The following is a 25,088-nucleotide window of genomic DNA, read 5'->3' as shown; positions in this document are numbered from 1 at the left end:
GCTCGGGGGGTACGGCTCGGGGGTGTGGCTCGGGGGTGTGGCTCGGGGGTACGGCCCGGGGGGTACGGCTCGGGGGTGCGCCGAGGAGTGCGCCCCGTCAGACGCGCTCGCCCAGCATCCTCCGCAGCGCGTCCCGCAGGGCGACCCGCTCACCCTCCGACAGCCCCGCCAGCGGCTCCCGCGCGAACCGCAGCGACTCCCGCAGCCCCCGCGCCACGCGCCGCCCCTCGTCCGTCGCCGCCGCCACCTTCACCCGGCGATCGCCGGGATCCGGGCGCCGCTCGACCAGGCCGCGCGCCTCCAGCCGGTCCACGATCCCGGTGACGTTCGACGGCTCGCACTTCAGCTTCTGCGCCAGCTTCCGCATCGGCAGCGGCTCCAGTGACAGCAGGCTGAGCAGCTTGGCCTGCGCCCCGGTCAGGGCGCGTTCCGCGGCCGCCTCCTCGTAGTCCGCGTGGAAGCGGGCCACGACCTCGCCGATCAGCTCGACGACTTCGAGAGTGAGAGCGTCGGGTCGGCGGGGGGTGTCGTGTGGTGTGGCCATGGAAACAAGGGTACTCATTTGTTTGACAACCTGAAATGTTCAGTCGCATGGTTGTTTCAGAGGCTGAAACATCTCAGGGCCTGCGGGATCCCGATCCCCGAGGCCGAAAACACTTCGCGCTCCAGGAAAGGTGCACCATGACCGACTCCCCCGCCCTTCCCACCGTCAACCGCGAATGGCACCTGCTCAGCCGCCCCGTCGGCTGGCCCAAGCCCGAGGACTTCGCCCTCGTCGAGGCCGACATGCCCACCTTGGGCGAGGGGCAGGTGCTGGTGCGCAACCAGTACGTGTCCGTGGACCCCTACATGCGCGGCCGCATGAGCGCCGCCAAGTCCTACGTCGCCCCCTTCGAGCTGGGCAAGGTCATGCAGGGCGGCGCGGTCGGAGAGGTCGTCGCCTCCAACGCCGAGGGCATCGCCGTCGGCGACCACGTCCTGCACTTCTTCGGCTGGCGCGAGTACGCCGCCGTGGACGCGAAGAACGCCGTCAAGGTGGACCCGGAGGCGGCGCCGCTGTCGACGTACCTGGGCGTGCTCGGCATGACCGGGCTCACCGCCTACGCCGGCCTGCTGCGCACCGCCGCCTTCAAGGAGGGCGACGCGGTGTTCGTCTCCGGCGCGGCCGGTGCCGTCGGCAGCCAGGTGGGGCAGATCGCGAAGCTCAAGGGCGCCTCCCGGGTCATCGGCTCGGCCGGCTCGGACGAGAAGGTGAAGCTGCTCGTCGACGAGTACGGCTTCGACGCCGCCTTCAACTACAAGAAGGGCCCGGTGGCCGAGCAGCTGCGCGCCGCCGCCCCGGACGGCATCGACGTGTACTTCGACAACGTCGGCGGCGACCACCTGGAGGCCGCCATCGGGTCCCTCAACCGGGACGGCCGCATCGCCGTCTGCGGCATGATCTCCGTCTACAACAACACCGAGCCCGCCCCGGGCCCGAAGAACCTCGCCCGTCTGATCCAGACCCGCGGCCGCATCGAGGGCTTCCTGGTCGGCGACCACTACGACCTCCAGCCGCAGTTCGTCCAGGAGGTCGGCCCCTGGGTCCGCTCCGGCGAGCTGAAGTACCGGGAGACGGTCGTCGAGGGCATCGAGAACAACCTGGAGGCGTTCCTCGGCGTCCTGCGCGGCGACAACACCGGCAAGATGATCGTCAAGCTCTGACGCCCCCCGTGCGGGGAGGTGGCCTTCCCGCATTTTCCGGCATGCGGTAGCGTCTTTCCGAAATCCGCCGCGATCGTGGGCGCGAGTCGCGGCGGACCGAAGAGGAAGACAACCGCATGCCCATCCAGCAGTCCGAGGTCCTCTACACCGCCGTGGCCACCGCCGAGAACGGTCGCGACGGACGGGTGGCCACCGATGACGGCAAGCTCGACGTGGTCGTGAACCCACCCAAGGAGATGGGCGGCAACGGCGCCGGCACCAACCCGGAGCAGCTGTTCGCCGCCGGGTACAGCGCCTGCTTCCAGGGCGCGCTCGGCGTCGTCGCCCGCCAGGAGGGCGCCGACATCTCCGGTTCGACCGTCACCGCGAAGGTCGGCATCGGTAAGAACGCGGACGGCTTCGGCATCATCATCGAGATCTCCGCCGAGATCCCGTCCGTGGACGCCGCCACCGCCCGGTCGCTGGTGGAGAAGGCACACCAGGTCTGCCCGTACTCGAAGGCGACCCGCGGCGACATCACCGTGACGCTCGCCTGACCGGTGCCCGAGCTCGTACGGGGCGGCGTTCACACCGTGAGTGCCGCCCCGTCCCCGTCGGCGCCGACCGGTAGAGTTCCGCCCATGCGTGATCTTGGGGCGGGATTCGGCCATCTCCTGAAGGGCCAGCGCTGGGTGGCCCGGCACGGCAAGAGCTACGGCTTCGGGCTCCTCCCGGGCCTGATCACCCTGGTGCTGTACGCGGCGGCGCTGGTCGCGCTGGCGCTGTGGGGCACGGACCTCGTCGCCTGGGCGACCCCCTTCGCCGACGACTGGTCGAGCCCCTGGCTCGGCCTCTTCCGCGGCTTCCTCACCGCCGTCCTGTTCGCCCTCGCCCTGCTCCTGGCCGTCCTCACCTTCACCGCGGTCACGCTGCTGGTCGGCGAGCCCTTCTACGAGAGCCTCTCCGAACAGGTCGACCGCGACGTCTCACCGGACGGCACGGCCCCCGAGTCGGGCCTGCCGCTCTTGCGCGAGCTGTGGATCTCCGGCCGCGACAGCCTCCGGATCCTCGTCCGCGCCGCCGTCTGGGGCGTGCTGCTCTTCGCCTGCGGCCTCATCCCGGTCGTCGGCCAGACGGTCGTCCCGGTGATCGGGTTCTTCGTCACCGGCTTCTTCCTCACCGAGGAGCTCACCGCCGTCGCCCTCCAGCGCCGCGGGGTCGTGCTGCGCGACCGCCTCGCCCTGCTGCGCTCCCGCAAGACGCTGGTCTGGGGCTTCGGCACGCCGCTGGGCGTCGCCTTCCTGGTGCCGTTCGTCGCGGTGTTCCTGATGCCGGGCGCGGTCGCGGGCGCCACCCTCCTCGCCCGCGAGCTGCTGGGCGAGGAGACCCGCGATGCCGACGCCCCGTCCGACAACGGCTCCGCCGACCCGGCCGTGCCCTCCGGCCCGCGCCCGGCGCCCTGAGCCCCGCGCCCGAGCCTGAGCCCCGCGCCCGGCGCCCGGCGCCCTGAGCCCCGCGCTCTCGCGAGCCGTTCGTCGCGCCGTCCCGAGGGTCCCCGCCCGTGCCGGTCGCCGTGGCATCGGCCCGCGTCGCGGGACACGGCGACCGTCCGGTGCGCGGCGCTCGCGGCCCCGCGCTCGCGACCCTGAGGGCCGGGTTGTGAAGGGTTCGTACGAACCGCCGGCCCGACGCCTGATCACGGGCCGTCGGACCACCGTGGCGATTACCGTCTGATCCGGGACCGCCCACGGCGTGCCCCTCGAGAAGCCCCGGCCCGGGACCTGACATCCGGGCCGGGGCTCAGTACGGAGGCCCGGTACCGAGCCCGGTGGTGAGCCCCGGAACCGCACGGGCTACCGCACCGAGAAGCCGTACACCGTCTCCGAGCGGAACACCTCACCCGGCCGCAGCACCGTGCTCGGGAACTCCGGCCGGTTCGGGGAGTCGGGGAAGTGCTGCGTCTCCAGCGCGATGCCGTCGCCGGGGGCGAAGGGCGCGCCCAGGTGGTCGGCGGTGTACAGCTGGAGGCCGGGCTCGGTCGTCGCCACCGACAGCACGCGCCCCGACGCCGGGTCGTACAGCTCGGCGACCTCCACGGCGGTGTCCGTCACGCCCTTGTCCAGGACGAAGTTGTGGTCGTAACCCGAACCGACCTTGCGGGCCTGCCGGAAGTCGAAGCGGGTGTCCGTCACGTCCTGGAGGTCACCCGTCGGGATCAGGTCCGCGTCGACCGCGGTGATCCGGGAGGCGGCGAGCCGCAGTTCGTGGCCGCCCGCGTGACCGGAGCCGCTCAGGTTGAAGTAGCTGTGGTTGGTCGGGTTGAGCACGGTCGGCGCGTCGGTGACCGCCTCGTACGCGATCCGCAGCGCGCCCGACTCCTCCAGCGTGTACGTCGCCGTGACCTCCACACGGCCCGGGAAGCCCTCCTCGCCGTGCGGGCTGACCCGGCTCAGCCGCACACCGTGCGCCCCGTCCCCGACGGGCTCCGCGTCCCACACGCGCTTGTCGAAACCGCGCTCACCGCCGTGCAGCGAGTTCGGCCCGTTGTTGAGCGCCAGCGCGTACGTGCGCCCGTCCAGCGGGAAACGGCCGCCCGCGATCCGGTTGGCGTACCGCCCGACCAGCGCACCGAAGCAGGGCTCCGGATGGGCCGTGTAGCCGTCCAGGTCCGCGAACCCCAGCACCACGTCGGCGGTGTTCCCGTCCCGGTCCGGGACCTCGGCCGACTGCACGATCCCGCCGTACGACAGGACCCGTACCCGTACGCCGGCCCGCTCCAGGGTCCAGCGGTGGACCGGGGTGCCGTCGGAAAGTGTGCCGAAGAGTTCGTTCATGTGCGGAACTCTAGGACACGCCCAGGTCAGGACTGCTTCATGGTGACGGCGCGATAGGCGATCTCCGCCAGCCGGGCCTGCCCGTCCACACTCGGGTGGAACCAGTCCCAGCGGCTCAACTGACCGGTGCCGAACCGGAACTCGTGCACCGCGCCGCCGTCCGTGCGGCACTTCCGGTCCTTGGCGCAGACCTCCCGCAGGACCTCGTTGTAGTCCTCCACCCGTTCCTGCACCGTGTTCCGCCGCAGCGTCGCCGCCGCGTCCAGGGCGTCCGCGTCGCCCAGCATCGACGGGCAGATGCCCAGCTTCCACACCTGCTTGCCCAGCGGGTTGGTGCGCCCCTGCGACCACAGCCGCTTCAGGTCCGGGATGCTCGCCACGTACACCTGCGCCCGGGGCAGTTCCCGGCGCAGCGTGGCCATGGCCTCCTCGAACCGGGCCCGGAAGTCGGCCACCGGCGTCATCGCCGCGGTCGTGGCCCGGCAGGCGTCATTCGCCCCGATCATCACCGCGACGAGCTCCGGCTCGCGCGCCGCCGCCCGCCTCACCTGCCCGGGCAGATCCGCCATCCGGGCCCCGGTGACCGCGTAGTTCCAGCTGCGCTCGGCCGCGTCCGCCTCACCCAGCAGCCGTACGGCGAGACTGCCGACCTCGGCGCTGCTGCCGGTCGCCCACGAGACCTCGGGGCAGTCGGACAGCACCGTGCAGGCGTCGAAGCCGCGCGTGATGGAGTCGCCCACCGCCGCGACGGACCGCGGGCTCGTATCCCACGCCGGGGCGGACTCCGGCCGCTTCGACCCCGTACCGGACGGGCCGGGGGAGTCACCGCCGACGGCGTCGCATCCGGTCAGGCCCAGGACGGCGACGGTCAGGGCGGCGAGTACGGCACGCCCACGGCGACGGCCGCTCCGCGTGCCCTGGTCCGTCCGCCGACCCATACCGGTCCCACCCCTCGCCTCGTGCCTCCAACGACCTCAACCCATGACACCGCGCGGAGGTTCCCACGCGCGGTGGTGCAACGCCTCACACCCGTACAAGCGTCCTGCCGGGTGAATGGCGGAGGTTTGTCGGCAGCGGGACCGACGGTACGTCACACTCCTTGCCCCGTCGCACGGTAGCCTCGCCATGAACGTGGCCCGCCGGGCCACACCCGTTCCGCCCCGTTCCGAGATGTCCCGCTCAGCCCGGAGGTTCCGGTGACGACTCGTGGAGTCCTGTACGTGCACTCCGCGCCGCGCGCGCTCTGCCCGCACGTCGAGTGGGCCGTCGCCGGGGTGCTCGGCACGCGCGTCAGCCTGGACTGGATCCGGCAGCCCGCCGCGCCCGGCACCTGGCGCTCGGAGTTCTCCTGGCAGGGGCAGGCCGGCACCGCCTCCAAGCTCGCCTCCGCCCTGCGCGGCTGGCAGCTGCTGCGCTTCGAGGTCACCGGCGAACCGTCCGCGAACGCCGAGGGCGAGCGCTACAGCTGCACTCCCGACCTCGGCATCTTCCACGCCGTCACCGGTGTCCACGGCGACATCCTCATCCCCGAGGACCGGCTGCGCGCCGCCCTGGTCCGCTCCCAGCGCGGCGAGAGCGACCTGGAGTCCGACATCGCCAAGCTCCTCGGCAAGCCCTGGGACGATGAACTGGAGCCGTTCCGCTACGCGGGCGAGGGCGCGCCGGTCCGCTGGCTGCACCAGGTGGTCTGAGACGCGTCCGGGACGCACCCGCCACGCGTGAAGGGCCCCCACCGGCCGGTGGGGGCCCTTCACACACGTACGAACGTCGCTCAGACCGTCCGGAACGCCAGCACCACGTTGTGCCCGCCGAAGCCGAACGAGTCGTTCAGCGCGGCGATACGGCCCTCGACGGGCAGCTTGCGGGCCTCGCCGCGGACGATGTCCGCGTTGGCCTCGGCCTCCGGGTCGAGGTTCTCGACGTTGATGGTCGGCGGCGCCACCCGGTGGTACAGGGCGAGCACCGTCGCGACGGACTCCACGCCGCCCGCACCACCGAGGAGGTGACCGGTCATCGACTTGGTGGCGGAGACCGCCATGTGGTCGGCGTCGTCACCGAAGACCTTGCGCAGCGCCTTCAGCTCGGCGATGTCACCGGCCGGCGTCGAGGTGGCGTGCGCGTTGACGTGCACGATCTCGGCGGGGTCGAGGCCGGTGCGCTCCAGCAGGTGCTGCAGCGCGGCCGAGATGCCGCGGCCCTCCGGCTCCGGCTGCACGATGTCGTGGCTGTCGGCGGAGACGCCCTGACCGACCGCCTCCGCGTAGACACGGGCACCGCGCGCCGCGGCGTGCTCGGCGGACTCCAGGACGACGACGCCGGCGCCCTCACCGAGGACGAAGCCGTCGCGACCCGTGTCGAAGGGCCGCGAGGCGCCCTGCGGGTCGTCGTTGTTCTTGGACATCGCCATCATGTTGCCGAACGCGGCGATGGGCAGCGGGTGGATCGCCGCCTCAGTACCACCCGCGACGACGACGTCGGCGCGGCCGGTGCGGATCATCTCGATGGCGTAGCCGATGGCCTCGGCACCCGACGCGCAGGCGGAGACGGGCGTGTGCACGCCCGCCCGGGCGCCCACGGCCAGCCCGACGTTGGCCGACGGGCCGTTCGGCATCAGCATGGGAACGGTGTGCGGGGAGACGCGGCGGACGCCCTTCTCCTTGAGCACGTCGTACTGGTCCAGCAGGGTGGTCACGCCGCCGATGCCGGAGGCGATGACAGCGCCGAGCCGGTCGGGGTCGATGCTGCCGTCCTCACCCGCCTTGCCGGTGAAGCCGGCGTCCTGCCAGGCCTCCTGGGCCGCGATCAGCGCGAACTGCGCCGAACGGTCCAGTCGGCGGGCCTGGGGCCGCGGGATGACCTCGGAGGGGTCCACGGCGACCGGGGCGGCGATGCGGACCGCCTGGTCGGCGGCCCACTCCTGCTCCAGGGGCCGGACGCCGGACTTGCCGGCCACCAGACCCTCCCAGGTAGAGGCTGCGTCGCCACCCAGCGGTGTGGTTGCGCCGATACCGGTGACGACCACGGTGCGATTGGTCGAGCTCACGGGAATTCTTTCTCCAACGGGATACGGATTCGTACGGCGCCACCGCCGGGTGGCGGGGCAGTCAGCCCAGAGGCGGTGATCGGTCGATCAGCTCTGGTGCTTGAGGATGTAGTCGGTCGCGTCACCGACGGTCTTGAGGTTCTTGACGTCCTCGTCCGGGATCTTGACGTCGAAACGCTCTTCGGCGGCGACGACGACCTCGACCATGGACAGCGAGTCGACGTCCAGGTCGTCGGTGAAGGACTTGTCCAGCTGGACGTCCTCAACCGGGATGCCGGCGATCTCGTTCACGATCTCGGCGAGACCGTCGACGATCTCCTTCTGAGTGGCGGCCATGGCGGCGCTCCTTCGTAGATGTTCCAGAGGTGTGGCAGCCCGCCGCGTCAGCGGCAGGTGTTGCTGGGCTCCGTCCCGGACCGCGTGATCCGGCACGGAGTGCCTAGGGGAGGGTAACGACCGTCGCGGCGTAGACGAGACCCGCCCCGAAGCCGATGACGAGCGCGGTGTCGCCGCTCTTCGCCTCGCCGGTCGCCAGGAGCCGCTCCATCGCGAGCGGAATCGAGGCGGCCGAGGTGTTGCCGGTGGTGCGGATGTCACGGGCGACCATGACGTGCTCCGGCAGCTTCAGCGTCTTCACCATCGAGTCGATGATCCGCACGTTGGCCTGGTGCGGGATGAAGACGTCCAGCTCGTCCGGGGTGATCCCGGCCGCGTCCAGCGCCTGCTGGGCGACCTTCGCCATCTCGAACACGGCCCAGCGGAACACCGCCTGGCCCTCCTGCGTGATCGCAGGAAACTTCACGTTGCCCTCGCGGTCGAGGGGCAGCTCGGAGACGTCACCGATCCTGAAGCGGTCCCACGGGACCGTCTGCTTGATCGTCTCGGACTTGTCGCCCTCCGAGCCCCACACGGTCGGGCCGATCGCCGGCTCCTGCGAGGGACCGACCACGACCGCGCCGGCGCCGTCACCGAACAGGAAGGCCGTGGCCCGGTCCTCCAGGTCGGTCAGGTCGGAGAGCCGCTCCACGCCGATGACGAGGACGTACTCCGCCGAGCCCTCGACGATCATGCCCTTGGCGAGGGTGAGGCCGTAGCCGAAGCCCGCGCAGCCCGCGGAGATGTCGAAGGCCGCGGCCTTGTTCGTGCCCAGCTTGTCCGCGATCTCGGTGGCGACGGCCGGGGTCTGGCTGAAGTGCGACACCGTCGACACGACCACGGCGCCGATCTGCTCGGCGTCGATCCCGGCGTCGGCGATCGCCTTGCCGGAGGCCTCGATCGACATCGCCGCGACGGTCTCCTCGGGCGAAGCCCAGTGCCGCGTCTCGATACCGGAGCGCGAGCGGATCCACTCGTCGGACGAGTCGATCTTCTCGAGGATCACCTCGTTCGGCACGACCCGGGTCGGGCGGTAACCGCCCACGCCCAGGATGCGCGCGTACGGGGCGCCCTTGCTGGGCTTGATCTTCGACATGCTGTCGCGCTCCTTGTCAGGCCTGCTCGGCGTGCTCGGCGATGATCTCGCGGGCCGCGTCGAGGTCGGCGGGGGTCTTCAGGGCCAGCGTCCTGACTCCGGGCAGCGCGCGCTTGGCCAGGCCGGTCAGCGTGCCGCCGGGGCACACCTCGATCAGGGCGGTCACGCCGAGCTCCTTGAAGGTCTCCATGCACAGGTCCCAGCGGACCGGGTTGGCGACCTGGCCGACCAGCCGCTGGAGCACCTCGGCGCCGCCGGTCACGGCCTTCCCGTCCTTGTTGGAGACGTACGTCACCTTCGGGTCGGCCGGCGTGAGCGCCTTCGCGGCCTCGGCGAGCTTGTCCACGGCGGGCGCCATGTGGTGCGTGTGGAACGCGCCGGCCACCTTCAGCGGGACGACCTTGCGCACGCCCTCCGGCTTGTCCTCGCTCAGCGCGGCCAGCTGCTCCATGGTCCCGGCCGCCACGATCTGACCGGCGCCGTTCATGTTCGCCGGGGTCAGGCCGAGCTTCTCCAGGTGGGCCACGCTCACCTCGGGGTCGCCGCCGAGCAGCGCCGACATGCCGGTCTCGGTGACCGTCGCGGCCTCGGCCATGGCCAGGCCCCGACGGCGGACGAGGGACAGCGCGGCGGTGTCGCCGAGGACCCCCGCGAAGGCGGCGGCGGTGATCTCGCCGACGCTGTGGCCGGCGACCACGTCCGGCGCGATGTCGGCCATGTCACCGAGTGCCGAGGCCGAGAGGATCCCGGCGGCGACGAGCAGCGGCTGGGCGACGGACGTGTCACGGATCTCGTCCGCGTCGGCCTTGGTGCCGTAGCGGGCGAGATCGAGTCCAATGGCGTCGGACCACGCGGCGACGCGGTCAGCGGCGCCGGGAAGGGCGAGCCAGTCAGTCAGGAAGCCGGGCGTCTGGGCGCCCTGGCCGGGAGCGACGAGTACGAGCACTCTCACACTCTCTCTTGAGGACGGCCACGACCGCCCGTGGGGACAGGGACGAAGAACACGAGGGGGTTTTGTGGACCCCCGACAAAAGTCTAGAGTTGCGGATCTCCATCGGCCAGACGCCCCAGGATGAGCGCGATCCGCAGTGTGAACGCAGACCGTACATCAGAGGGTGACCATCCGGTGACGTCAGTCACACGTCGGAGCCGGTAGCGCACGGTGTTCGGGTGAACGAAGAGCATCCGGGCGGCGCCTTCCAGGCTGCTCGCCTGTTCGAGATAGACGCTGAGGGTCTCCAGCAGGGCGGCCCCGGCTTCCTCCAACGGTCTGTAGATCTCCTCCACCAACTGCTCGCGGGCCGAGGGGTCGGAGGCGATCGCGCGCTCCGGCAGCAGATCGTCCGCCAGCACCGGGCGCGGGGCGTCCGGCCAGGCCGTACAGGCCTTGAGGCCGGCGGCGGCGGCCTGCGCGGACCGGGTCGCGGCCAGCAGGTCCGGCACCACGGGTCCGGCCACGACCGCGCCCTGCGCGAACGGCCCGATCAGCGACTTCGCGACCGCGAGCGGGTTGTCGCTGCCGCCCGCGATCACCACCAGCCGGTCGCCGAGGACCCCGGTCAGCACCTGGAGCTTGGCGTGCCGGGCCGCGCGCCGGATGGCCTCCACGGTCAGCTCCGAGTCCCCGTCGGGGGCGGTGCCCAGCACCACGCACACGTGCTCGGGCGAGTTCCAGCCGAGCGCGGCGGCCCGGGACACGGCCCCCTCGTCGGCCTCGCCGCTGAGCACCGCGTTCACGACCAGGGACTCCAGCCGCGCGTCCCAGGCACCGCGTGCCTCGGCGGCCTGCGCGTACACCTGGGCGGTGGCGAAGGCGATCTCCCGGGCGTACACGAGCAGCGCCTCGCGCAGCACGGACTCGTCGCCGGGAGCGGCGACCTCGTCGATCGCGGACTCCATGACCTCGATCGTGGTCCGCACCATCTCGACGGTCTGCCGCAGCGTGATCGCCCGGGTCAGCTCGCGCGGCGCGGTGCCGAAGACGTCGGTGGAGATCGCCTGCGGGGTTTCCGGGTGCCGGAACCACTCGGTGAAGGCGGCGATGCCCGCCTGCGCGACCAGCCCGATCCAGGAGCGGTTCTCCGGTGGCATGGCCCGGTACCACGGCAGCGTCTCGTCCATCCGCGCGATGGCCTGCGCGGCGAGTGATCCGGAGGACTGCTCCAGCCGCTTCAGGGTCGCGACATGCGGGTGGACGGCGCGCGCCGGGGGCTGGGGCTTGCTGGTTTCGGGTTCGGGCACGGGGACAAGACTGCCTTATCGGAACGGGAGCACGTGCCGCCGGGTCTACGGTGGACGACGTGATCGACGTACGGCGCGCCGACGAGCGCTACCCCGGAGGCGACGCGACGGCGGGCATCGCCTCCCGCCACGCCTTCTCCTTCGGCCCCCACTACGACCCCGACAACCTCCGCTTCGGGGCCCTGCTCGCCTGCAACGAGGAACACCTGGCCCCCGGCGCCGGCTTCGACGAGCACCCGCACAGCCACACCGAGATCGTCACATGGGTGGTGGAGGGCGAACTGACCCACCGCGACACCGCGGGCCACGAGACGGTCGTCCGCGCCGGCGACGTCCAACGCCTCAGCTCGGCGGCCGGCGTCCGCCACCTCGAACGCAACGACGGGTCCGTCCCGCTGACCTTCGTCCAGATGTGGCTGTCCCCCCTGCAGCCCGGCGGCGACCCCTCCTACGAGATCGTCCGCGGCATCGCCGACTCCACCCCGTACGCCGTTCCCGAGGCCGGCGCGATGCTCCACGTACGCCGCCTGACCGCGGGGGAGCGGACGGCCGTGCCGGACGGGGCGTACGTGTACGTCCATGTCGTGCGCGGCGAGGTGGACCTGGCCGGCGAGCACCTGCGCCCGGGCGACGCGGCCCGGATCACGGACGCACGGGGGATCGACGCGGTGGCGGCGTCGTCGGACACGGAGCTGCTGGTGTGGGAGATGGCGGCCCGCTGACGCGGCAGGCCTCGCCGAAGCCGGCTCAGCTCGGCTTCGGCGAGGCCGGGAAGCGGTCGGGTCGACCGTAGGGGTCTCAGGGACCGTGGTTGAGACGTCAGGTCAGGGGGTCCATGAACGGACCGGCAGCCCTCTCGAAAGCTCCGAGGGTGATCGCCGGAACGAAGACGGAATCGTTCTCCATTCCCTCAGGGAGATGTGCACGCATTTCCTCCTGGCACAGAAAAGTGCCGTTGGGGATGAGAATCCCCGCGCCGAGCTGGTCGGTCAGCTCGATGACGATTTTCCATACGTCACCGGCCTGGGGGTTTTCCACACTGATTACGCGTTCGTAGACGCCCACCTCGGCCTCGCTGCCGTCTGCGGCACGGATCCAGTATTCCGTTGCGCCGTCGCTCACCTTCTCCGGCCCGGCACGGACGGGCGAGAGGACCGCCCGGACCACGTCCATGTCGGGTTCGGCCAACTCACCGTCTGAGAACCTGTAGAGGCTCAGGTTGTAGCTCATTACGCCTGTCCCTGCCTGAACACGAACTTGATGCCCTTGACGTTGTTGTCGAGCGCCCATAGTTCCAGGGCGGCTCGGGTTTTTTCATCGGACATGTACCACACCACGGGTGTGCCGTTCGCGGCCTTCACCTGCTTCACCATGGTAGTGGTCTCCGATGTGGGGAACTTGAGTCGCCCTTCACCGTTGATCCAGCTGTCCTTGTAATGGATGTTCTTGGCGTCGATAAGGGTTCCGTTCTGGTACCCGTCGAACTTCACGTAACCGCTCGGCGTCTCCGCGCGCACCTTGTACGAGATACCGGAGGGGACACCGTTCGTCACCAACTGCTCGTAGGCACGGTCAGCCTGTGACATGTTCTCCGTCTCGGGCATCCACTTGCCAGGTCCGCCAGACTCCAGCCACGTGCAGTAGCCTCCGCCGGAACGCGCGGTCAGCGTGGTGCGACTGACCTTGCACGTGTCCCCCATCTCCCGGAGTGCCCTGGCTCCGATGCCGGCGATGGCTTCGTCCGTCAGACCGATGGTGCGCAGACCCGTCCACGCGTCGGTAAAGCCGATGCCGGTCCTGACGGAAGCGTCCAGGGCGGTGACCGCGTCCGCGATGGGTCTGAGGATCTTGCCGGCGAACAGGGCCGCGACGTCCACGGCCGCCCAGGCGCAGCCGCCCCAGCTGCCGTCCGCGCCGCCCGGGGCGATCTTCTGGGCGCACTTGATCCAGCTGCCGAAGAGGATGTCGATCGGATCGACGCCCTCCTGGTACTCGGCGATCGTGATGGTGTGTGTGACCTCGGTGGACAGTTCCTTGGTCGGGTACTCGCCGAGGTAGACCGTCGAGCCGGAGGGGCACGTGAACTGGGACAGGTCCAGGTCCTGTGCGGTGCACAGGTACAGGTCGAGGACTGCTTTGAACCCGATCTTCGTTGTGATCGTGCAGTCGCCGTTGTAGAAGAGCTTGTCGATCCAGCCCTCGCAGCCGTCCGACTTCTTCACGACCTGCGGATCGCCGACCTTCTCGATGTGGTCGACGACGTAGAACATGCCGCCGATGGAGGCACCGGTCTGATCGACGACGGTTCCCTTGTCTATCTGCTCTGCGTTCGCCTCCTTCTCGGCCTGGTCGGCCGCCTGCTGGGCCGATTCGGCGTACTCCTGGGCGTCCTTGGCGGCCTCTTCCGCCGCGGCGGCTTCGGTGGCCGCGTGGTCGGCGGCGTCGCGGGCGTCCTTGGCCGCCTGCTCCGCCTCGGTCGCCGCAGTGCGGGCGGCCTCGGCGTCCAGGGCCGCTGTGTCGGCGGAGTCGCGGGCGTCCGCGGCATGGCCTTCGGCGCGGCCGGCCGCGCTGTCGGCTGCTGCCGCGTCCGTGGTGGCCTGCTCGTCGTAGGCGATGGTGCGGATGAGTGACTGGGCCGCCTGTGCCGCGTACGAGGCGGCTTCCGCGGAGTAGCCCAGGGCTTCCTTGGCGGAGCTGCGCGCGTCGGACGCGTAGCCGAGGGCCTCGGCGGCCAGTGTGTAGGCGGCCTTCGCGTCGCCGCTCGCCGCGTTCGCGACGCTCTGTGCCTGCGCTGCCGACGCCTCCGCGTTCTGCGCGTGTGCGTCGGCGACGGCCCGCTGTTGCTCGGCGATCGTCTTCGACGACTGTCCGGTCAGTACGGCGAGTCCGGCGGCCGAGTCGGTGGTGATGTACGGCGATCCGAGCTGGATGGCGTCGTTGGCGGGTGCCGCGACCTGTGCGGCCGCGTTGCCGGCGTCCACCGCCGCCTGCGCCGTGGTGTAGGCGTGCCCGGTGGCCTCGTTGGCGCCGGTGAGTGCGGTGGCCGCTTCGCCCTTGGCAGCGTCCGCCTGTTTCTTGGCGTCGGCGGCGTGCTGCTCGGCCTCGTCGGCGTGCTTGACTGCCGCACGGGCTGCCGTGGCCGCGGTCTTGGAAGCCTCGATGGCATCCGCTGCCGCGCTGGTCGCGGTCTTCACGGCGGCGTCCGCGGCCAGCTTGGCGGCCTGCGCGTCATCGGCGTTGGCCCGGGCCCGCTCGGCTGCGGCCTCCGACCGGGTGGCCGCAGCGTCGGCGTCGGCCGCGGCCTGGGTCGCCTTGTCCGCCTCGGAGCGTGCGGCGGTCGCCGCCGTCTCCGCCTCGTCGGCGGCGGCATCGGCGTCGTCGGCTGCCTTCCGGGCCTCTTGTGCGTTGGCGTCGGCCTCGGCGGCCTGAGCGTACGCCTCCTTGGCATCGGCCTTGGCACGGGCGGCGTTGGCCTTCTGCTCGGCGTCCCAGGCGTCGTCGCGGAGTGCCTTCGCCTTGTCGCGGGCCTCCTCCGCGCCCTTGTGTTTCTCGGTGGCGGTGGTGTCCGCGGCCTCCGCGCGGTCCTTGGCGTCCTTGGCCTCGGTCGCGCGCTGCTGGGCGTTGGTTCTGTGCTGCGCGGCGTCGGCCTGCTTCTGAGCGGCGGTCTCCTTCTCCGCCTTGGCGGTGGCCTCCTCCTTTTCGGCGGCGAGCCGCTCGGCGTGTGCGGTGGCCGCGGCGGCCTTGGCGTCGGCCTCGGCGTTCTTCGTTTCGGTGAGCTTGGTCTTGGCGGTGTCGCGGGCGGCCTTGGCATTGCTCGCCTGGACGGCGGCTGCCTCGGCCGATGCCTTCGCCTGCTCCTTCGCCGCCCGGGCGGCCGCGGTACGGAACGCGGTCCGGGTCCCGGCGGCCTGTGCCACGGCGCGGGCGGCGATGGTCGCACTGTCCCCGGCGGACGCCTTGGTGGCCGCCAACGCCGTTTCGCCGGCCTTGAGCATCGCGTTCAGCGCGGCGGAGGACGCTTTGGTGACCTGGTCCTTCTGCTGACCGATGAGCAGACCCCGGCCCCGAGGAGCGCCTATGCCGTCGGCCACGGCATAGGCGGTGTTCAGGAACTCGTCGGAGTCTGCTGCCGCCATGCCCGCGATCTGGGCCTGCCGCCTGATCACCCCGAGCTGCGTCTCGGCTTCCCTCCGCGCAGCCGCGATGCCCTTGGTCGCTTTGGCGAACTGAGCCTGCGTGGGGTAGTCGAGATCGTCCGTGCCATTGTGCCCCGACGGCACGATGTCGAACTTCTGCGGGTCCGTGCCGTTGCACCTCCACAGCCACGCGTCCTGGCTGTTGGCGTAGGTGTGCAGGTCCAGGCACTTGCCGCTGCCCGTGTTCCGCAGCTGGGTGGTGCGGTTGGGAGTGAACTCCCAGCCCTGGGCGCCGTTCTGCTTGCACGTCCACTGCTGGATACGGGTGCCGTCGGCCGTCCCGTCGCGGTTCACGTCCAGACACTTGCCGGAGTTGACGTTCACCAGCGAGTTGCCGTCGATCTGCCACTTCTGGTTTGCGCCGCCGTTGCAGGTGTACATCTGGACCACCGCGCCGTCGGCCTGCGAGTTGCCCGCGACCTCCAGGCACTTGTCGGAGGCGGCATGGATGTGGACGACCATCGGGCTGTCCCCGATCCAGCCGGCCCCGCCGGGCGACCAGTAGTCCTGCCAGCGCACGAGGTGATCGGCGACCCAGGACTGGCCGAGCATCTCCCCGAGCGCCTTCGCTCCCGTAGCGAGAGCTGCGGTCGCGTCACGGTTCGCGTCAATGATCTGGTTGCGCTGGGCGGCCTGCGCGGCGATCTCCTGCTGCCACTCCGCAGACGCGGCGGCGACTTCCTTGCCCAGGACCCGGCTGGGGTCGATCGGATTGCGCCACGAACAGACCGCGAACCGTGTCTTCAGGTCCTCGACCGCGAGACGGAACGGCAGACTCCCCGGCTCGGGAGCGGTGCGCGGGAACCCACCCGAGGACAGGAAGAGCCGCGCGTCGTCGGCGCTCATCTCGTAGAGGCCGTCGGCCAGTTCATCGAACGCCTGTTCCTCGGCGTACGCCTGCTGCCACTCGTCACTCGGCAAGGACGGATCGGCCTCGCCGTAGAGCGGGGTGCCCAGTTCCGTGACCGCCTGCACCGTCGCCGCGTCGGCCACGGGGCTGGAGTCCTCGTAGAAGAGGCTCTCGTCCTTCCAGTACTGCTCTCCGAGCCACTTCGAGTAGCCGACCTGGTCGAAGAAGTCGTCACCGGTGCCGCTGGGCACCCCGGGTGGCCACTCGAAGTCAGCGACGGACTTGAACCCTCCGGGGTACGGCAGTCCGTCGAGCGGAGCCTTCCAGGCATCCAGACGCGCGCCCAGCGCCTCGAGGTTCTGGTCGACGATGCCCCGGTCCTGCTGAAACGCGGTGGCCAGAGGGGTGTCGGTCCAATATTCACGGTTGGCCGTGACACGCAGCGCTTCCGGGGTCTCGGTCAGGCCGGTCTGCGCGAGGTCGCCCATCGTGGGCCCACCGAGCCGCAGTGCGTCGGCCATCAGGCACTGGTCCTGCCGCAGCTGCTCGGCGGCTTCGGCATCGAAGCCGTCATAACTGTCTGCGACCGTGCCGACGCCGGGTACCTGGTCGTCGGCCGGGGGTTCGGGCCCGAGCAGTCCTGCGAGCACCGCGCCGATGACCGCAAGAGGCACGAGCGGTACGGAAGCGACACGCAGTCGCGAGGCGCGGGATCCCTGCCGCAAACCGCCGCGGGGGCGTTGTTCGACTCTGCCGGGCGGGCCGTCAGATGATTTCTGGGGACGTCTGAGACGCACTGGAGCATCCTTCGTCGAAAACGGAGACAGACGAAGACACCCGGGACGAAGAGAGGGACGACCAGCCGTCAACCATCAGCGCCCCACGCTTTGACGACCGAGCTCGCGGCACGACGAAGCCACCCCCACCCCCACGCCTGGGCGGTCCCCGGCCGCCCTGTGACCGCATCGGCGGAAGACCTCACTCCGCCCGACGTGGCGTGACACTTTAGGCACGCACCAAGATCACGTCACAAGGTCCCGATCAGTACCTGACCGAAAGATGACCAAGGAGGATCAGTGAAGGAGGTGTGTTAATCCTGTGGGTACCTGCGGCGGGACTGTGGCGACTCTCTGGACTCGATCGCTGGAGGTTGACCGGAACATGCGCCCTCATCCCTCCCATCCTGTTCCGCTCCGCCGGCGCCGCACTCCGCGCGATGTGTCGAGGAGGCCTCACTGTGCAAAAGCGTGAGCATCCTGGGGCCAACTGTCTCCATGCCGCTCAACTGAGCGCCTGGATGACGTTTGCGTGTCCTCTGCTCAGAGTTTGGGGGAATGGGGGGGCCGAGCGGGGCGCGCCTGCTACCGCAGGCCGTCGACGAACGCCTGCCAGGCGTGGGTGCCGACCGTGACGACCGGGCCGGACGGGTTCTTGCTGTCGCGCACCGGGACGGCACCGGCGGGGCAGCCGTCGGCGACCTCGACGCAGTCACCGCCGGTGTTTCCGCTGTAGCTGGACTTACGCCACTGGGTATTCCTCAGGCTCGGAACCGTGTCCATAGCGTTCCTCCATCACGCGGATGATCAGTTCCGCCGAATCCTCCACGGAGAGGGCGGCGGCCTGCAAGCGAGCGTAACGGAGTGCTGCCTCCCTGATGGTCTCGGGATTGGCCGTCATATGGCCGGAGATGAGGTCTTCCGTGTAGACGATGTCCGGGGCATCGTCGAAGCGGAGGAAGTTGAACGAACCAGCGAGGCTCGCGTGGGCTCCCACCTCGTTCGGCAGCACCTGCACGTGCATCCAGCGGTGGCCGGCGAACTCCAACAGCCGGGCCAGTTGTCGCCGCATGACCTCGGGGCCGCCGATCGGTCGGTGCAGTACCGCCTCGTCCAGCACCACCCAGGCCAGCGGCGGCTGTTCGCGCTCCAGGACGCGCTGGCGCTCCATCCGGGCAGCCACCAGGCCTTCCAGGTCGTCCGGCATTCCGGTGGCGAGCACCGCCCGCGCATACTCCTCCGTCTGCAGCAGCCCGTACACCAACTGCGCCTGATACGTGGAGATGTACGCCGCCTTCGCCTCCATCTCCGCGTACGGCTGGAACCACGTGGGGAGTTGGCTGCGCAGGACCAGGCCGATCAGGCGGGAGAAGAGGCCGTCCGTGCCGAGCGCGGCATCCACGCGCTCGGAGAAGTCGCGGGTCGGGACCTTCTTCGTGGTCTCGATCTGGCCGACGAGGGAGCCGGTGCAGAAGATGATGTCGCCGAGCTGGCCCTGCTTCAGACCGTGGGCCTCGCGCTGGCGGCGCAGTTCCCAGCCGTAGTAGTCGAGCGGGGACGCGGTCGGGTCGAGGGACTGGATGTTGGCCACGGCGGCACCTCACTCCGGACTACGGTCGGCAACGTCTCGCGACGTTCGTTTCTGTGCGTAGTCGAGCGTATGCAGGGCGTCGCAGCATTGTGGTGTGAATCACGCAACTGGTCCGCAGGTGACGGACATCGAGAGTCAGTACCACGCCGAGTTCGCCATGGGCGCGCACTCGGCCCGGCATCTGCGCCGCGTCCTGCGGCTGTACCTCGTCCGCTCGGGCCTGTCCGACGTGACCGACGCCGCCGAGCTGGCGCTCACGGAGCTGGTCGCCAACGTCGTACGGCACGTGCCGGGGCGGCGGTGCCGTGTCTGCTTCCTCATTCAGCCCGGCGGAGTGCGGGTGGAGGTCACCGACGGCTGTCCGGAGCTGCCGGCCCGGGCAGCCGCCGACGCGCTGAGCGACGGCGGGCGCGGGCTGGTGATCGTCGCGGCAGTGACCGACCGCTGGGGCGTCGTCCCGCACGCCGGTGGACAGGGCAAGACCGTGTGGTTCGAGTGCCTCAGCCGCGCGGCTCCGCGAGCACCGCGTCCGTGAAGGGCGGCCACGCCTCGGTCGCCCACGGTCCGAAGGCCCGGTCGGTCAGGGCCACGCAGGCCACACCCGCGTCGGGGTCGATCCACAGGAACGTGCCCGACTGGCCGAAGTGGCCGAAGGTGCGGGGCGAGGACGCGGCGCCCGTCCAGTGCGGGGCCTTTGCGTCCCGGATCTCGAAGCCGAGGCCCCAGTCGTTCGGGTTCTGATGGCCGTAGCCCGGCAGGACGCCCTTCGTGCCCGGGTACTGGACCGTCATCGCCTCGGCGACCGTGCGCGGGTCCAGCAGCCGCGGTGCCTGCACCTCGGCGGCGAAGCGGAGCAGGTCCTCGACCGTGGAGACGCCGTCCTTCGCCGGGGAGCCCTCGAGGGTGGTGGCCGTCATCCCCAGCGGCTCCAGGACCGCCTGCCGCGCGTACTCGGCGAACGGGATGTCCGCCGCCTTCGCGATGTGATCGCCGAGCTGCTCGAAACCGGCGTTGGAGTACAGCCGGCGCTCCCCGGGCGGGGCGGTCACCCGGTGCTCGTCGAAGGCCAGCCCCGAGGTGTGCGCGAGCAGGTGGCGGACCGTCGAGCCGGGCGGCCCGGCGGGTTCGTCCAGCTCGATCGCGCCCTCCTCGTACGCGACGAGCGCTGCGTACGCCGCGAGCGGCTTGGTGACCGAGGCGAGGGGGAAGCGGTGTCCGACCGGGCCGTGGGTGCCCAGGATCGTGCCGTCGGCGCGTACGACGCCCGCCGCGGCGGTGGGAACCGGCCAGTTCTCGATCAACGCGAGGCTCTTCAACGACATGCCGTCGAGCCTAAGCGCTCACAACGTCAGCTCCAGCAACGGGTCCGGCTTGGGCCGGAAGCCCAGCGAGGCGTACAGCGGCTCGGCCTGCGTGGACGCGGTGAGGCGGACCCGCCGGGCGCCGTGCTCGCGGAACCACTCCAGCAGGGCATCCATGCAGGCGCGCGCGTACCCGCGGCGGCGCGCGTCCGGGTCGGTGGCGACACTGAACACGTAGCCGTCGACGCCGAGCGGATTGTGCGCACCGCCGATGCGGTAGTCCAGCGTGCCGACCACCAGCGCCGCAAGCGCCCCCGGACGCTCCGGATGGTCCACGACGAACGCGGCGAAGGTGCCGTCCGGCTCGGCCAGCCGGCCGCGGAGCACGGGCAGGGACTCGGCGTGCCACTCGGTGGACGAGTCGGAGCGGGCCAGCGAATCGATCATCACCTGACGCAGACGCAGCACTTCCTCCGCGTCCTCGGGCAGCGCACGGCGTACGTGGGTCATGCCGGGCATGCTAATCGGCCGGGGTGCCTGCCCTCCCGCCGTTTTCCCGCCGCGCACGCTTGCCTGGAGTGCACTCCAAGGTCATAGCGTGGGGGGCATGACGGTGATGCAGACCACGGCCGGGACCCTTCGGCCGAACGCCACCAGAACAGACATCTGCTCCGCCCCGCCCCCGCGCCACCCGCGCCCCGACGGGCAGGACCGCTACACCATCAGCGAGGTCGTCGCCCTCACCGGACTGACGGCCCACACGCTGCGCTGGTACGAGCGCATCGGCCTGATGTCCCACATCGACCGCTCGCACACCGGGCAGCGCCGCTACAGCAACCGCGACCTGGACTGGCTCGACTTCGTCGGCAGGCTGCGCATGACCGGCATGCCCGTCGCCGACATGGTCCGGTACGCGGAGCTGGTGCGCGAGGGCGAGAGCACTTATCCCGACCGGCGGGAACTCCTGGAGTCCACGCGCCGCGACGTGCTGACGCGGATCGCCGAGCTCCAGGACACCCTCGCCGTGCTCGACCGGAAGATCAGCTTCTACGGGGACGCCGGACGCGCCCGTGAAGGGGAGAGGACCCGATGACGGACAGGACGACCGACGGCAGGCTCCCGGCGACGCGGCTCGGCGACGGCGGCCCGGAGGTGGGTGTCCAGGGCCTCGGCTGCATGGGCATGAGCTTCGGATACGGCCCGTCCGACGCCGACGCGTCGCGGGCGACCCTGGAACGGGCGCTGGAGCTGGGCGTCACGCTCTACGACACGGCCGACGCGTACGGCGCCGGTGAGAACGAGCGGTTCCTCGCGCCCTTCTTCAAGGCCCACCGCGACGAGGTCGTCATCGCGACCAAGTTCGCCCTGTCCATCCCGCCGGACGACCCGACGAAGCGGATCATCCGCAACGACCCGCCCTACATCCGCCAGGCGGTCGAGGCGAGCCTGCGCCGCCTGGACGTCGACGTGATCGACCTCTACTACATGCACCGGCGCGACGTGAACGTGCCGATCGAGGAGACCGTCGCCGTCATGGCCGGCCTCGTCCGCGAGGGCAAGGTCAAGCACCTGGGGCTGAGCGAGGTGACGGGGGAGGAGCTGCGGGCCGCGCAGGCGGTGCATCCGATCGCCGCCGTGCAGTCGGAGTGGTCGCTGTTCAGCCGGGACATCGAGACGGGCGTGGTGCCGGCGGCGCGCGAGCTGGGCGTGGCCCTGGTGCCGTACTCGCCGCTCGGCAGGGGCTTCCTCACCGGCGCCTTCGTCAACGCCGACCAGGACCTCACGGCCGGTGACTTCCGCCGTCAGCAGCCCCGCTTCACCGGCGACAACGCGGCGGCCAACGCGGCCCTCCTCGCCCCGGTCCGCACGGTCGCCGAGGCCCACGGTGCCACACTCGGCCAGATCGCCCTGGCCTGGACCCAGCAGCGGGCGCAGGTGCACGGTCTGCCCGTCGTGCCCATCCCGGGTACGCGAAGGCCGGCGCGGGTGGAGGAGAACACGGCCGCGACGGGGATCGTCCTGACGGAGGACCAACTCGCCCTGCTGGAGCCGATCGCGGGAAAGGTGGCGGGCGACCGTTACGCGGACATGACGTTCACTTCCGCCGGACGGGAGTAGGGGGGCGCCCCGGGAACCGGCTCGGCGGACGCGTCACAGCTCCGCCAGCAGCTCCGCCTTCTTCGAGGAGAACTCCTCGTCCGTCACCAGCCCCTGCTGGTGCAGTTCCCCCAGGTGCCGGATCCGCTCGGCGATGTCCGCGGGATCCCGCCGCGGTGCCGGCACCGGCACGGGCACCGCGGAGCCGGCACCGCGGCCCCGCACCGCCGCCAGCACCGCCGCCGCGAACGGCAGTGACTCGTGCACGGGCCCGTACCCGAGCCCGAACACGACCGCCGCCGGATCCTGGTCGGCCTGCGGAGCGACGGGCGCCCCGACCCGGGGGAGCAGCCTCAGGTACCCCTCGAACGCCTCGGGGGACCGCCACTCGACGCCGCCGAGATCGGCGACCGGGAAACTCTGGTCGCCGGCCTTCCACTTCGCGGACGACGCCCCCGTCCAGAACCACCGGAAGGTCACCGACGTGCCGTCGAAGGACGCCTTCCCGTCGTACGCCTTGAACTGCAGCGGCGCCTCGGGTGCCGCCACCAGGAACCGCTCGGTCCTGCCGGACTCGCCGAGCAGCCCCCGCAGCTCGTCGGCGTAGTACTCGGCGAGCGTCTCCCGCTCGGCGGGCAGCACCAGCCGGTACGGGTCGCCGCCCTCCTTCAGCTGCCCGGCGGCCGCTTCCATCAGCGGATCGGCGCCCGGGCGCGGTTCGACGCGCAGCACGACGGTGCCCCGCTTCCCGGGCGTGAGCGTCACCCCGGCGATGGCTTCCAGGGGCACCCGGCGTTCCCCCAGGGCCTGGAAAAGCTTGGGTGTCCGAATCCCCCGTTCGTAGCGGATGAGCACGGAGTCGGACTCGAACTCCCAGGCGGCATGAAATCCGGCCAGTACGTCACCCATGCGGCTCATCGTATGCGGCACGAGCTCTTCCGTCCCCTCCCCGCGCAAACCGGAGTTTCTGCTCCTCTACGCGCGTCCGACCGTCGCCGTGCCGGGCAAACCCACCCGGCATGTGTCGTTCTCGTCGGCGCAGGCGACCGTGTGGTATGCGCCAACGCCGATCTCCGCGAAGTTCCGCAGGCTCTCGGTGCCCGGTACGAAGTAGCCGGCGTGTCCTTCGGCGCCCCGCGCCGACAGCACCCGTGCCCCGAAGGCCGCGGACACCGGGTCGGCGCCGTGCCCGAGCCCGCCCACCTCCAGGTTCGGTACGTCCTGGATCCAGTCGTCGGCGTCCCGCATCGCCCACACGCGGGCGGAGGTGTCCAGGCGGGAGGCGTTCTCCGCCCGCATGCCGGGGCTGCCGGCCACCGCTATGTCGGTCACCCGGCCGGGCAGCGTGTCGGCGGCGAGGCCGCACACCACCGAGCCGTAGCTGTGGCAGAACAGGGAGACGGGGGCCCGGCCGGGCAGCGCCCGCACCAGCGCGTTCAGCCGGACGGCGCCGCGTTCGGCGCGGGTCGCGGTGGCCGCCTCCATGCCGAGGCCGCTGGGAGAGGTGTAGTCGGCCCAGGCGATCACGGCCGTGCGGGTGCCCGGGCTCACCGCGCGTTCGGCCGCGTACAGCGACTTGGCCATGCCGACCGGTGCCGTGTACGCGCGTTCGGTGCGCTGGAAGGTGAGCAGCTCGGTGTCCACGCCGGGCACGACGACGGACACGCGCTCGGCGCGGTCCAGGTTCCCGAACACCTCGGCGACCCTGCCCGAGCCCGCCGGGTCGAAGGCGAGGATGCGGCGGTCGGGGTCGAGCAGGGACTCGTAGCGGTGCATGCGGCGGCCCGCCTCGCGCTGCCCGGACAGGGACAGACGCTTGTCGTGCATGCGCTGCCGTTCGACCGTGCGCGCCGTGCGGAGCGCGGCGCGGTTGGCGACGTAGCGCAGCTCGACGGGGGCGCCGTTCATGTTGCCGACGGCGAGGGGGTAGCGGCGGGCGAGGCTCGTGCGCTGCCGTTCGGTGAGCGAGGCGAAGAAGCGGGCCAGCCGGGCGGGGGCCGCCTGCGCGTCCGGCAGCCGGCGCCCGTCGATCCGGCCGTGCTCCCAGGCCGCGACCGACGCTTCGAGGGCCGTGGGACCCCGCTGGTTGCGCAGGGCGGTCCAGCCGGTGGTCGCCAGCATCACGAACACCACGGCCAGGGCGAGCAGGGCGCGCCAGGCGTTGAGCTGTGGGGAGGTGTCGAAGGAAGTCACTGGGAGGACACACTAGGAGAACGGGACGGTCTCGCGTGAACCAAGTGACACGGATCACGTTTTGGTCAGGCGTTGCGGGGTTCTTTCCGCCCGGCCGGTCCCGGCGTGTCGCTCCGCCAGTTCCCGGTGAGCGCGGGTTCCACCTGGTCGAGGTAGGCGGCGGTCAGGTCGCGCAGCGCCCCGAGAGTGGCGTCGTCCCGTGCCGACCAGATGCGTTCCGTCACCCGCATCACCGCGCCGAAGACGGCCACGACCACCCGGGGCCGCGGATCCGCGTTCACGTCGAGGCCCTCCCGGTCGGCGACGACGCGGGCGATCTCCTCCTCCAGCTCCGTCGCGCGCCGCAGGTGGGCGGCGAGCAGCGCGGGCGTCGACTCGATGACCCGGTAGAAGCGCATGTGCAGCTCGAGCGGGATCAGCTGCTCGATGGTCTCGCCTATGGTGCTCCAGCTCTCCACGAGGGCCTGGCGCAGCGCGTCCAGCGGTGCCTCGCCGGGCGGACGGCGGCGTACCGCCTCGACGAAGCGCAACTCCGCGAGCCGCGCCACGAAGAACGCCGCCTCCTCCTTGCTGGCGAAGTAGCGGAAGAAGGTGCGCTGCGAGACATCGGCCGCCTCGGCGATGTCGTCGACGGTCGTCTCCTCGTAGCCCCGCTCGGCGAAGAGTTCGAGGGCCGAACGCAGCAGCGTGTCCCGGGTGCGCTGTTTTTTGCGTTCGCGCAGCCCCGGCGGGGGAGCGGTGTCCGCCGACTTCAACAGATTGCTCCTCGCGTGTCGCCCCGTCGTCGTTCGTTTTCGCAGCTCAGGCTATAG

The 25,088-nt window shown here is 71.1% G+C and carries 25 protein-coding genes; 8 read left to right on the top strand and 17 right to left on the bottom strand.

Annotation, left to right across the window (positions count from 1 at the left end):
• Positions 1 to 97: 97 nt before the first annotated feature.
• Positions 98 to 544: a MarR family winged helix-turn-helix transcriptional regulator gene (locus KUM32_RS16395; RefSeq protein ID WP_217142630.1), complete on the bottom strand. Its 447-nt coding sequence runs from the start codon at positions 542 to 544 to the stop codon at positions 98 to 100.
• 137 nt (positions 545 to 681) lie between these two features.
• Between KUM32_RS16395 and KUM32_RS16390 the strand changes: the two genes are divergently transcribed.
• The 3 genes from KUM32_RS16390 to KUM32_RS16380 all read left to right on the top strand — a co-directional run bounded on the left by KUM32_RS16390 (position 682) and on the right by KUM32_RS16380 (position 3,146).
• Positions 682 to 1,704 carry an NADP-dependent oxidoreductase gene (locus KUM32_RS16390; RefSeq protein ID WP_217142629.1) on the top strand — a complete coding sequence of 341 codons (1,023 nt, stop codon included), beginning with the start codon at positions 682 to 684 and terminating at the stop codon, positions 1,702 to 1,704.
• A gap of 116 nt (positions 1,705 to 1,820) precedes the next feature.
• The gene (locus KUM32_RS16385; RefSeq protein ID WP_217142628.1) at positions 1,821 to 2,240 is read left to right on the top strand and encodes an organic hydroperoxide resistance protein; all 420 of its coding nucleotides are present in this window, start codon (positions 1,821 to 1,823) and stop codon (positions 2,238 to 2,240) included.
• 84 nt (positions 2,241 to 2,324) lie between these two features.
• Entirely contained in the window at positions 2,325 to 3,146 is an 822-nt protein-coding gene (locus KUM32_RS16380) for an EI24 domain-containing protein (RefSeq protein ID WP_217142627.1), read from the top strand.
• Between the two features lie 390 nt (positions 3,147 to 3,536).
• Here KUM32_RS16380 and KUM32_RS16375 read toward each other — a convergent pair whose 3' ends face one another.
• Together KUM32_RS16375 and KUM32_RS16370 are read right to left on the bottom strand one after the other, a co-directional pair.
• Positions 3,537 to 4,517, bottom strand: coding sequence for an aldose epimerase family protein (locus KUM32_RS16375; RefSeq protein WP_217142626.1), 981 nt, complete (start codon positions 4,515 to 4,517; stop codon positions 3,537 to 3,539).
• A 26-nt stretch (positions 4,518 to 4,543) separates the two neighbouring features.
• A complete protein-coding gene (locus KUM32_RS16370; RefSeq protein ID WP_217142625.1) occupies positions 4,544 to 5,455 on the bottom strand; it encodes an SGNH/GDSL hydrolase family protein in 912 nt (303 codons plus the stop codon).
• 258 nt (positions 5,456 to 5,713) lie between these two features.
• Between KUM32_RS16370 and KUM32_RS16365 the strand changes: the two genes are divergently transcribed.
• The gene (locus tag KUM32_RS16365; protein WP_217142624.1) at positions 5,714 to 6,208 is read left to right on the top strand and encodes a DUF3145 domain-containing protein; all 495 of its coding nucleotides are present in this window, start codon (positions 5,714 to 5,716) and stop codon (positions 6,206 to 6,208) included.
• An 80-nt stretch (positions 6,209 to 6,288) separates the two neighbouring features.
• On the opposite strand, the gene fabF is transcribed toward KUM32_RS16365, so the two are convergent.
• From fabF to fasR, 5 genes are all read right to left on the bottom strand, one after another.
• The gene (fabF, locus tag KUM32_RS16360; RefSeq protein WP_217142623.1) at positions 6,289 to 7,560 is read right to left on the bottom strand and encodes a beta-ketoacyl-ACP synthase II; all 1,272 of its coding nucleotides are present in this window, start codon (positions 7,558 to 7,560) and stop codon (positions 6,289 to 6,291) included.
• Positions 7,561 to 7,647: 87 nt separating this feature from the next.
• Positions 7,648 to 7,896, bottom strand: coding sequence for an acyl carrier protein (locus KUM32_RS16355; protein ID WP_037854199.1), 249 nt, complete (start codon positions 7,894 to 7,896; stop codon positions 7,648 to 7,650).
• 103 nt (positions 7,897 to 7,999) lie between these two features.
• On the bottom strand, positions 8,000 to 9,031 hold the full coding sequence (locus tag KUM32_RS16350; protein ID WP_217142622.1) for a ketoacyl-ACP synthase III: 1,032 nt from the start codon (positions 9,029 to 9,031) through the stop codon (positions 8,000 to 8,002).
• Positions 9,032 to 9,047: 16 nt separating this feature from the next.
• The gene (locus KUM32_RS16345) at positions 9,048 to 9,977 is read right to left on the bottom strand and encodes an ACP S-malonyltransferase (RefSeq protein ID WP_217142621.1); all 930 of its coding nucleotides are present in this window, start codon (positions 9,975 to 9,977) and stop codon (positions 9,048 to 9,050) included.
• An 89-nt stretch (positions 9,978 to 10,066) separates the two neighbouring features.
• Complete coding sequence (gene fasR, locus KUM32_RS16340) at positions 10,067 to 11,272, bottom strand: fatty acid biosynthesis transcriptional regulator FasR (RefSeq protein ID WP_217142620.1); 1,206 nt, start codon at positions 11,270 to 11,272, stop codon at positions 10,067 to 10,069.
• Between the two features lie 50 nt (positions 11,273 to 11,322).
• Between fasR and KUM32_RS16335 the strand changes: the two genes are divergently transcribed.
• Positions 11,323 to 11,994: a pirin family protein gene (locus tag KUM32_RS16335; RefSeq protein WP_217142619.1), complete on the top strand. Its 672-nt coding sequence runs from the start codon at positions 11,323 to 11,325 to the stop codon at positions 11,992 to 11,994.
• Positions 11,995 to 12,091: 97 nt separating this feature from the next.
• On the opposite strand, the gene KUM32_RS16330 is transcribed toward KUM32_RS16335, so the two are convergent.
• The 4 genes from KUM32_RS16330 to KUM32_RS16315 all read right to left on the bottom strand — a co-directional run bounded on the left by KUM32_RS16330 (position 12,092) and on the right by KUM32_RS16315 (position 18,685).
• Positions 12,092 to 12,502, bottom strand: a complete 411-nt coding sequence (locus tag KUM32_RS16330; protein ID WP_217142618.1) for a hypothetical protein — start codon at positions 12,500 to 12,502, stop codon at positions 12,092 to 12,094.
• The gene (locus KUM32_RS16325; RefSeq protein ID WP_254405667.1) at positions 12,502 to 16,839 is read right to left on the bottom strand and encodes an RICIN domain-containing protein; all 4,338 of its coding nucleotides are present in this window, start codon (positions 16,837 to 16,839) and stop codon (positions 12,502 to 12,504) included. The genes KUM32_RS16330 and KUM32_RS16325 overlap by 1 nt, the downstream gene beginning before the upstream one ends.
• Positions 16,840 to 17,679: 840 nt before the next feature.
• Positions 17,680 to 17,877, bottom strand: a complete 198-nt coding sequence (locus KUM32_RS16320) for a DUF397 domain-containing protein (RefSeq protein WP_217142616.1) — start codon at positions 17,875 to 17,877, stop codon at positions 17,680 to 17,682.
• Positions 17,837 to 18,685 (bottom strand): helix-turn-helix transcriptional regulator, encoded by an 849-nt coding sequence (locus tag KUM32_RS16315; RefSeq protein WP_217142615.1) that lies wholly within the window; start codon positions 18,683 to 18,685, stop codon positions 17,837 to 17,839. The genes KUM32_RS16320 and KUM32_RS16315 overlap by 41 nt, the downstream gene beginning before the upstream one ends.
• A 94-nt stretch (positions 18,686 to 18,779) precedes the next feature.
• Here KUM32_RS16315 and KUM32_RS16310 point away from each other — a divergent pair, with 94 nt between their 5' ends.
• Positions 18,780 to 19,220, top strand: coding sequence for an ATP-binding protein (locus KUM32_RS16310; protein ID WP_374227522.1), 441 nt, complete (start codon positions 18,780 to 18,782; stop codon positions 19,218 to 19,220).
• Here KUM32_RS16310 and KUM32_RS16305 read toward each other — a convergent pair.
• Both KUM32_RS16305 and KUM32_RS16300 read right to left on the bottom strand, forming a co-directional pair.
• Positions 19,186 to 20,007, bottom strand: a complete 822-nt coding sequence (locus KUM32_RS16305; RefSeq protein WP_217142614.1) for a serine hydrolase — start codon at positions 20,005 to 20,007, stop codon at positions 19,186 to 19,188. The two genes, KUM32_RS16310 and KUM32_RS16305, sit on opposite strands and share 35 nt — an antisense overlap.
• 18 nt (positions 20,008 to 20,025) lie before the next feature.
• Complete coding sequence (locus tag KUM32_RS16300) at positions 20,026 to 20,496, bottom strand: GNAT family N-acetyltransferase (protein WP_217142613.1); 471 nt, start codon at positions 20,494 to 20,496, stop codon at positions 20,026 to 20,028.
• Positions 20,497 to 20,593: 97 nt separating this feature from the next.
• Here KUM32_RS16300 and KUM32_RS16295 point away from each other — a divergent pair, with 97 nt between their 5' ends.
• Both KUM32_RS16295 and KUM32_RS16290 read left to right on the top strand, forming a co-directional pair.
• Positions 20,594 to 21,079: a MerR family transcriptional regulator gene (locus KUM32_RS16295; RefSeq protein ID WP_217142612.1), complete on the top strand. Its 486-nt coding sequence runs from the start codon at positions 20,594 to 20,596 to the stop codon at positions 21,077 to 21,079.
• A complete protein-coding gene (locus tag KUM32_RS16290) occupies positions 21,076 to 22,104 on the top strand; it encodes an aldo/keto reductase (protein WP_217142611.1) in 1,029 nt (342 codons plus the stop codon). The genes KUM32_RS16295 and KUM32_RS16290 overlap by 4 nt, the downstream gene beginning before the upstream one ends.
• 33 nt (positions 22,105 to 22,137) lie before the next feature.
• Here the strand turns inward: KUM32_RS16290 and KUM32_RS16285 are convergent, their stop codons facing one another.
• The 3 genes from KUM32_RS16285 to KUM32_RS16275 all read right to left on the bottom strand — a co-directional run bounded on the left by KUM32_RS16285 (position 22,138) and on the right by KUM32_RS16275 (position 25,031).
• Positions 22,138 to 22,992: a DUF4429 domain-containing protein gene (locus KUM32_RS16285; RefSeq protein ID WP_217142610.1), complete on the bottom strand. Its 855-nt coding sequence runs from the start codon at positions 22,990 to 22,992 to the stop codon at positions 22,138 to 22,140.
• Between the two features lie 66 nt (positions 22,993 to 23,058).
• A complete protein-coding gene (locus KUM32_RS16280; RefSeq protein WP_217142609.1) occupies positions 23,059 to 24,276 on the bottom strand; it encodes an alpha/beta hydrolase family protein in 1,218 nt (405 codons plus the stop codon).
• A gap of 65 nt (positions 24,277 to 24,341) precedes the next feature.
• Entirely contained in the window at positions 24,342 to 25,031 is a 690-nt protein-coding gene (locus tag KUM32_RS16275; protein ID WP_254405642.1) for a TetR family transcriptional regulator, read from the bottom strand.
• Positions 25,032 to 25,088: the final 57 nt, after the last annotated feature.

This window comes from Streptomyces sp. AC627_RSS907, from assembly GCF_019049165.1.
This window is presented reverse-complemented; position numbering and strand designations above follow the sequence as displayed.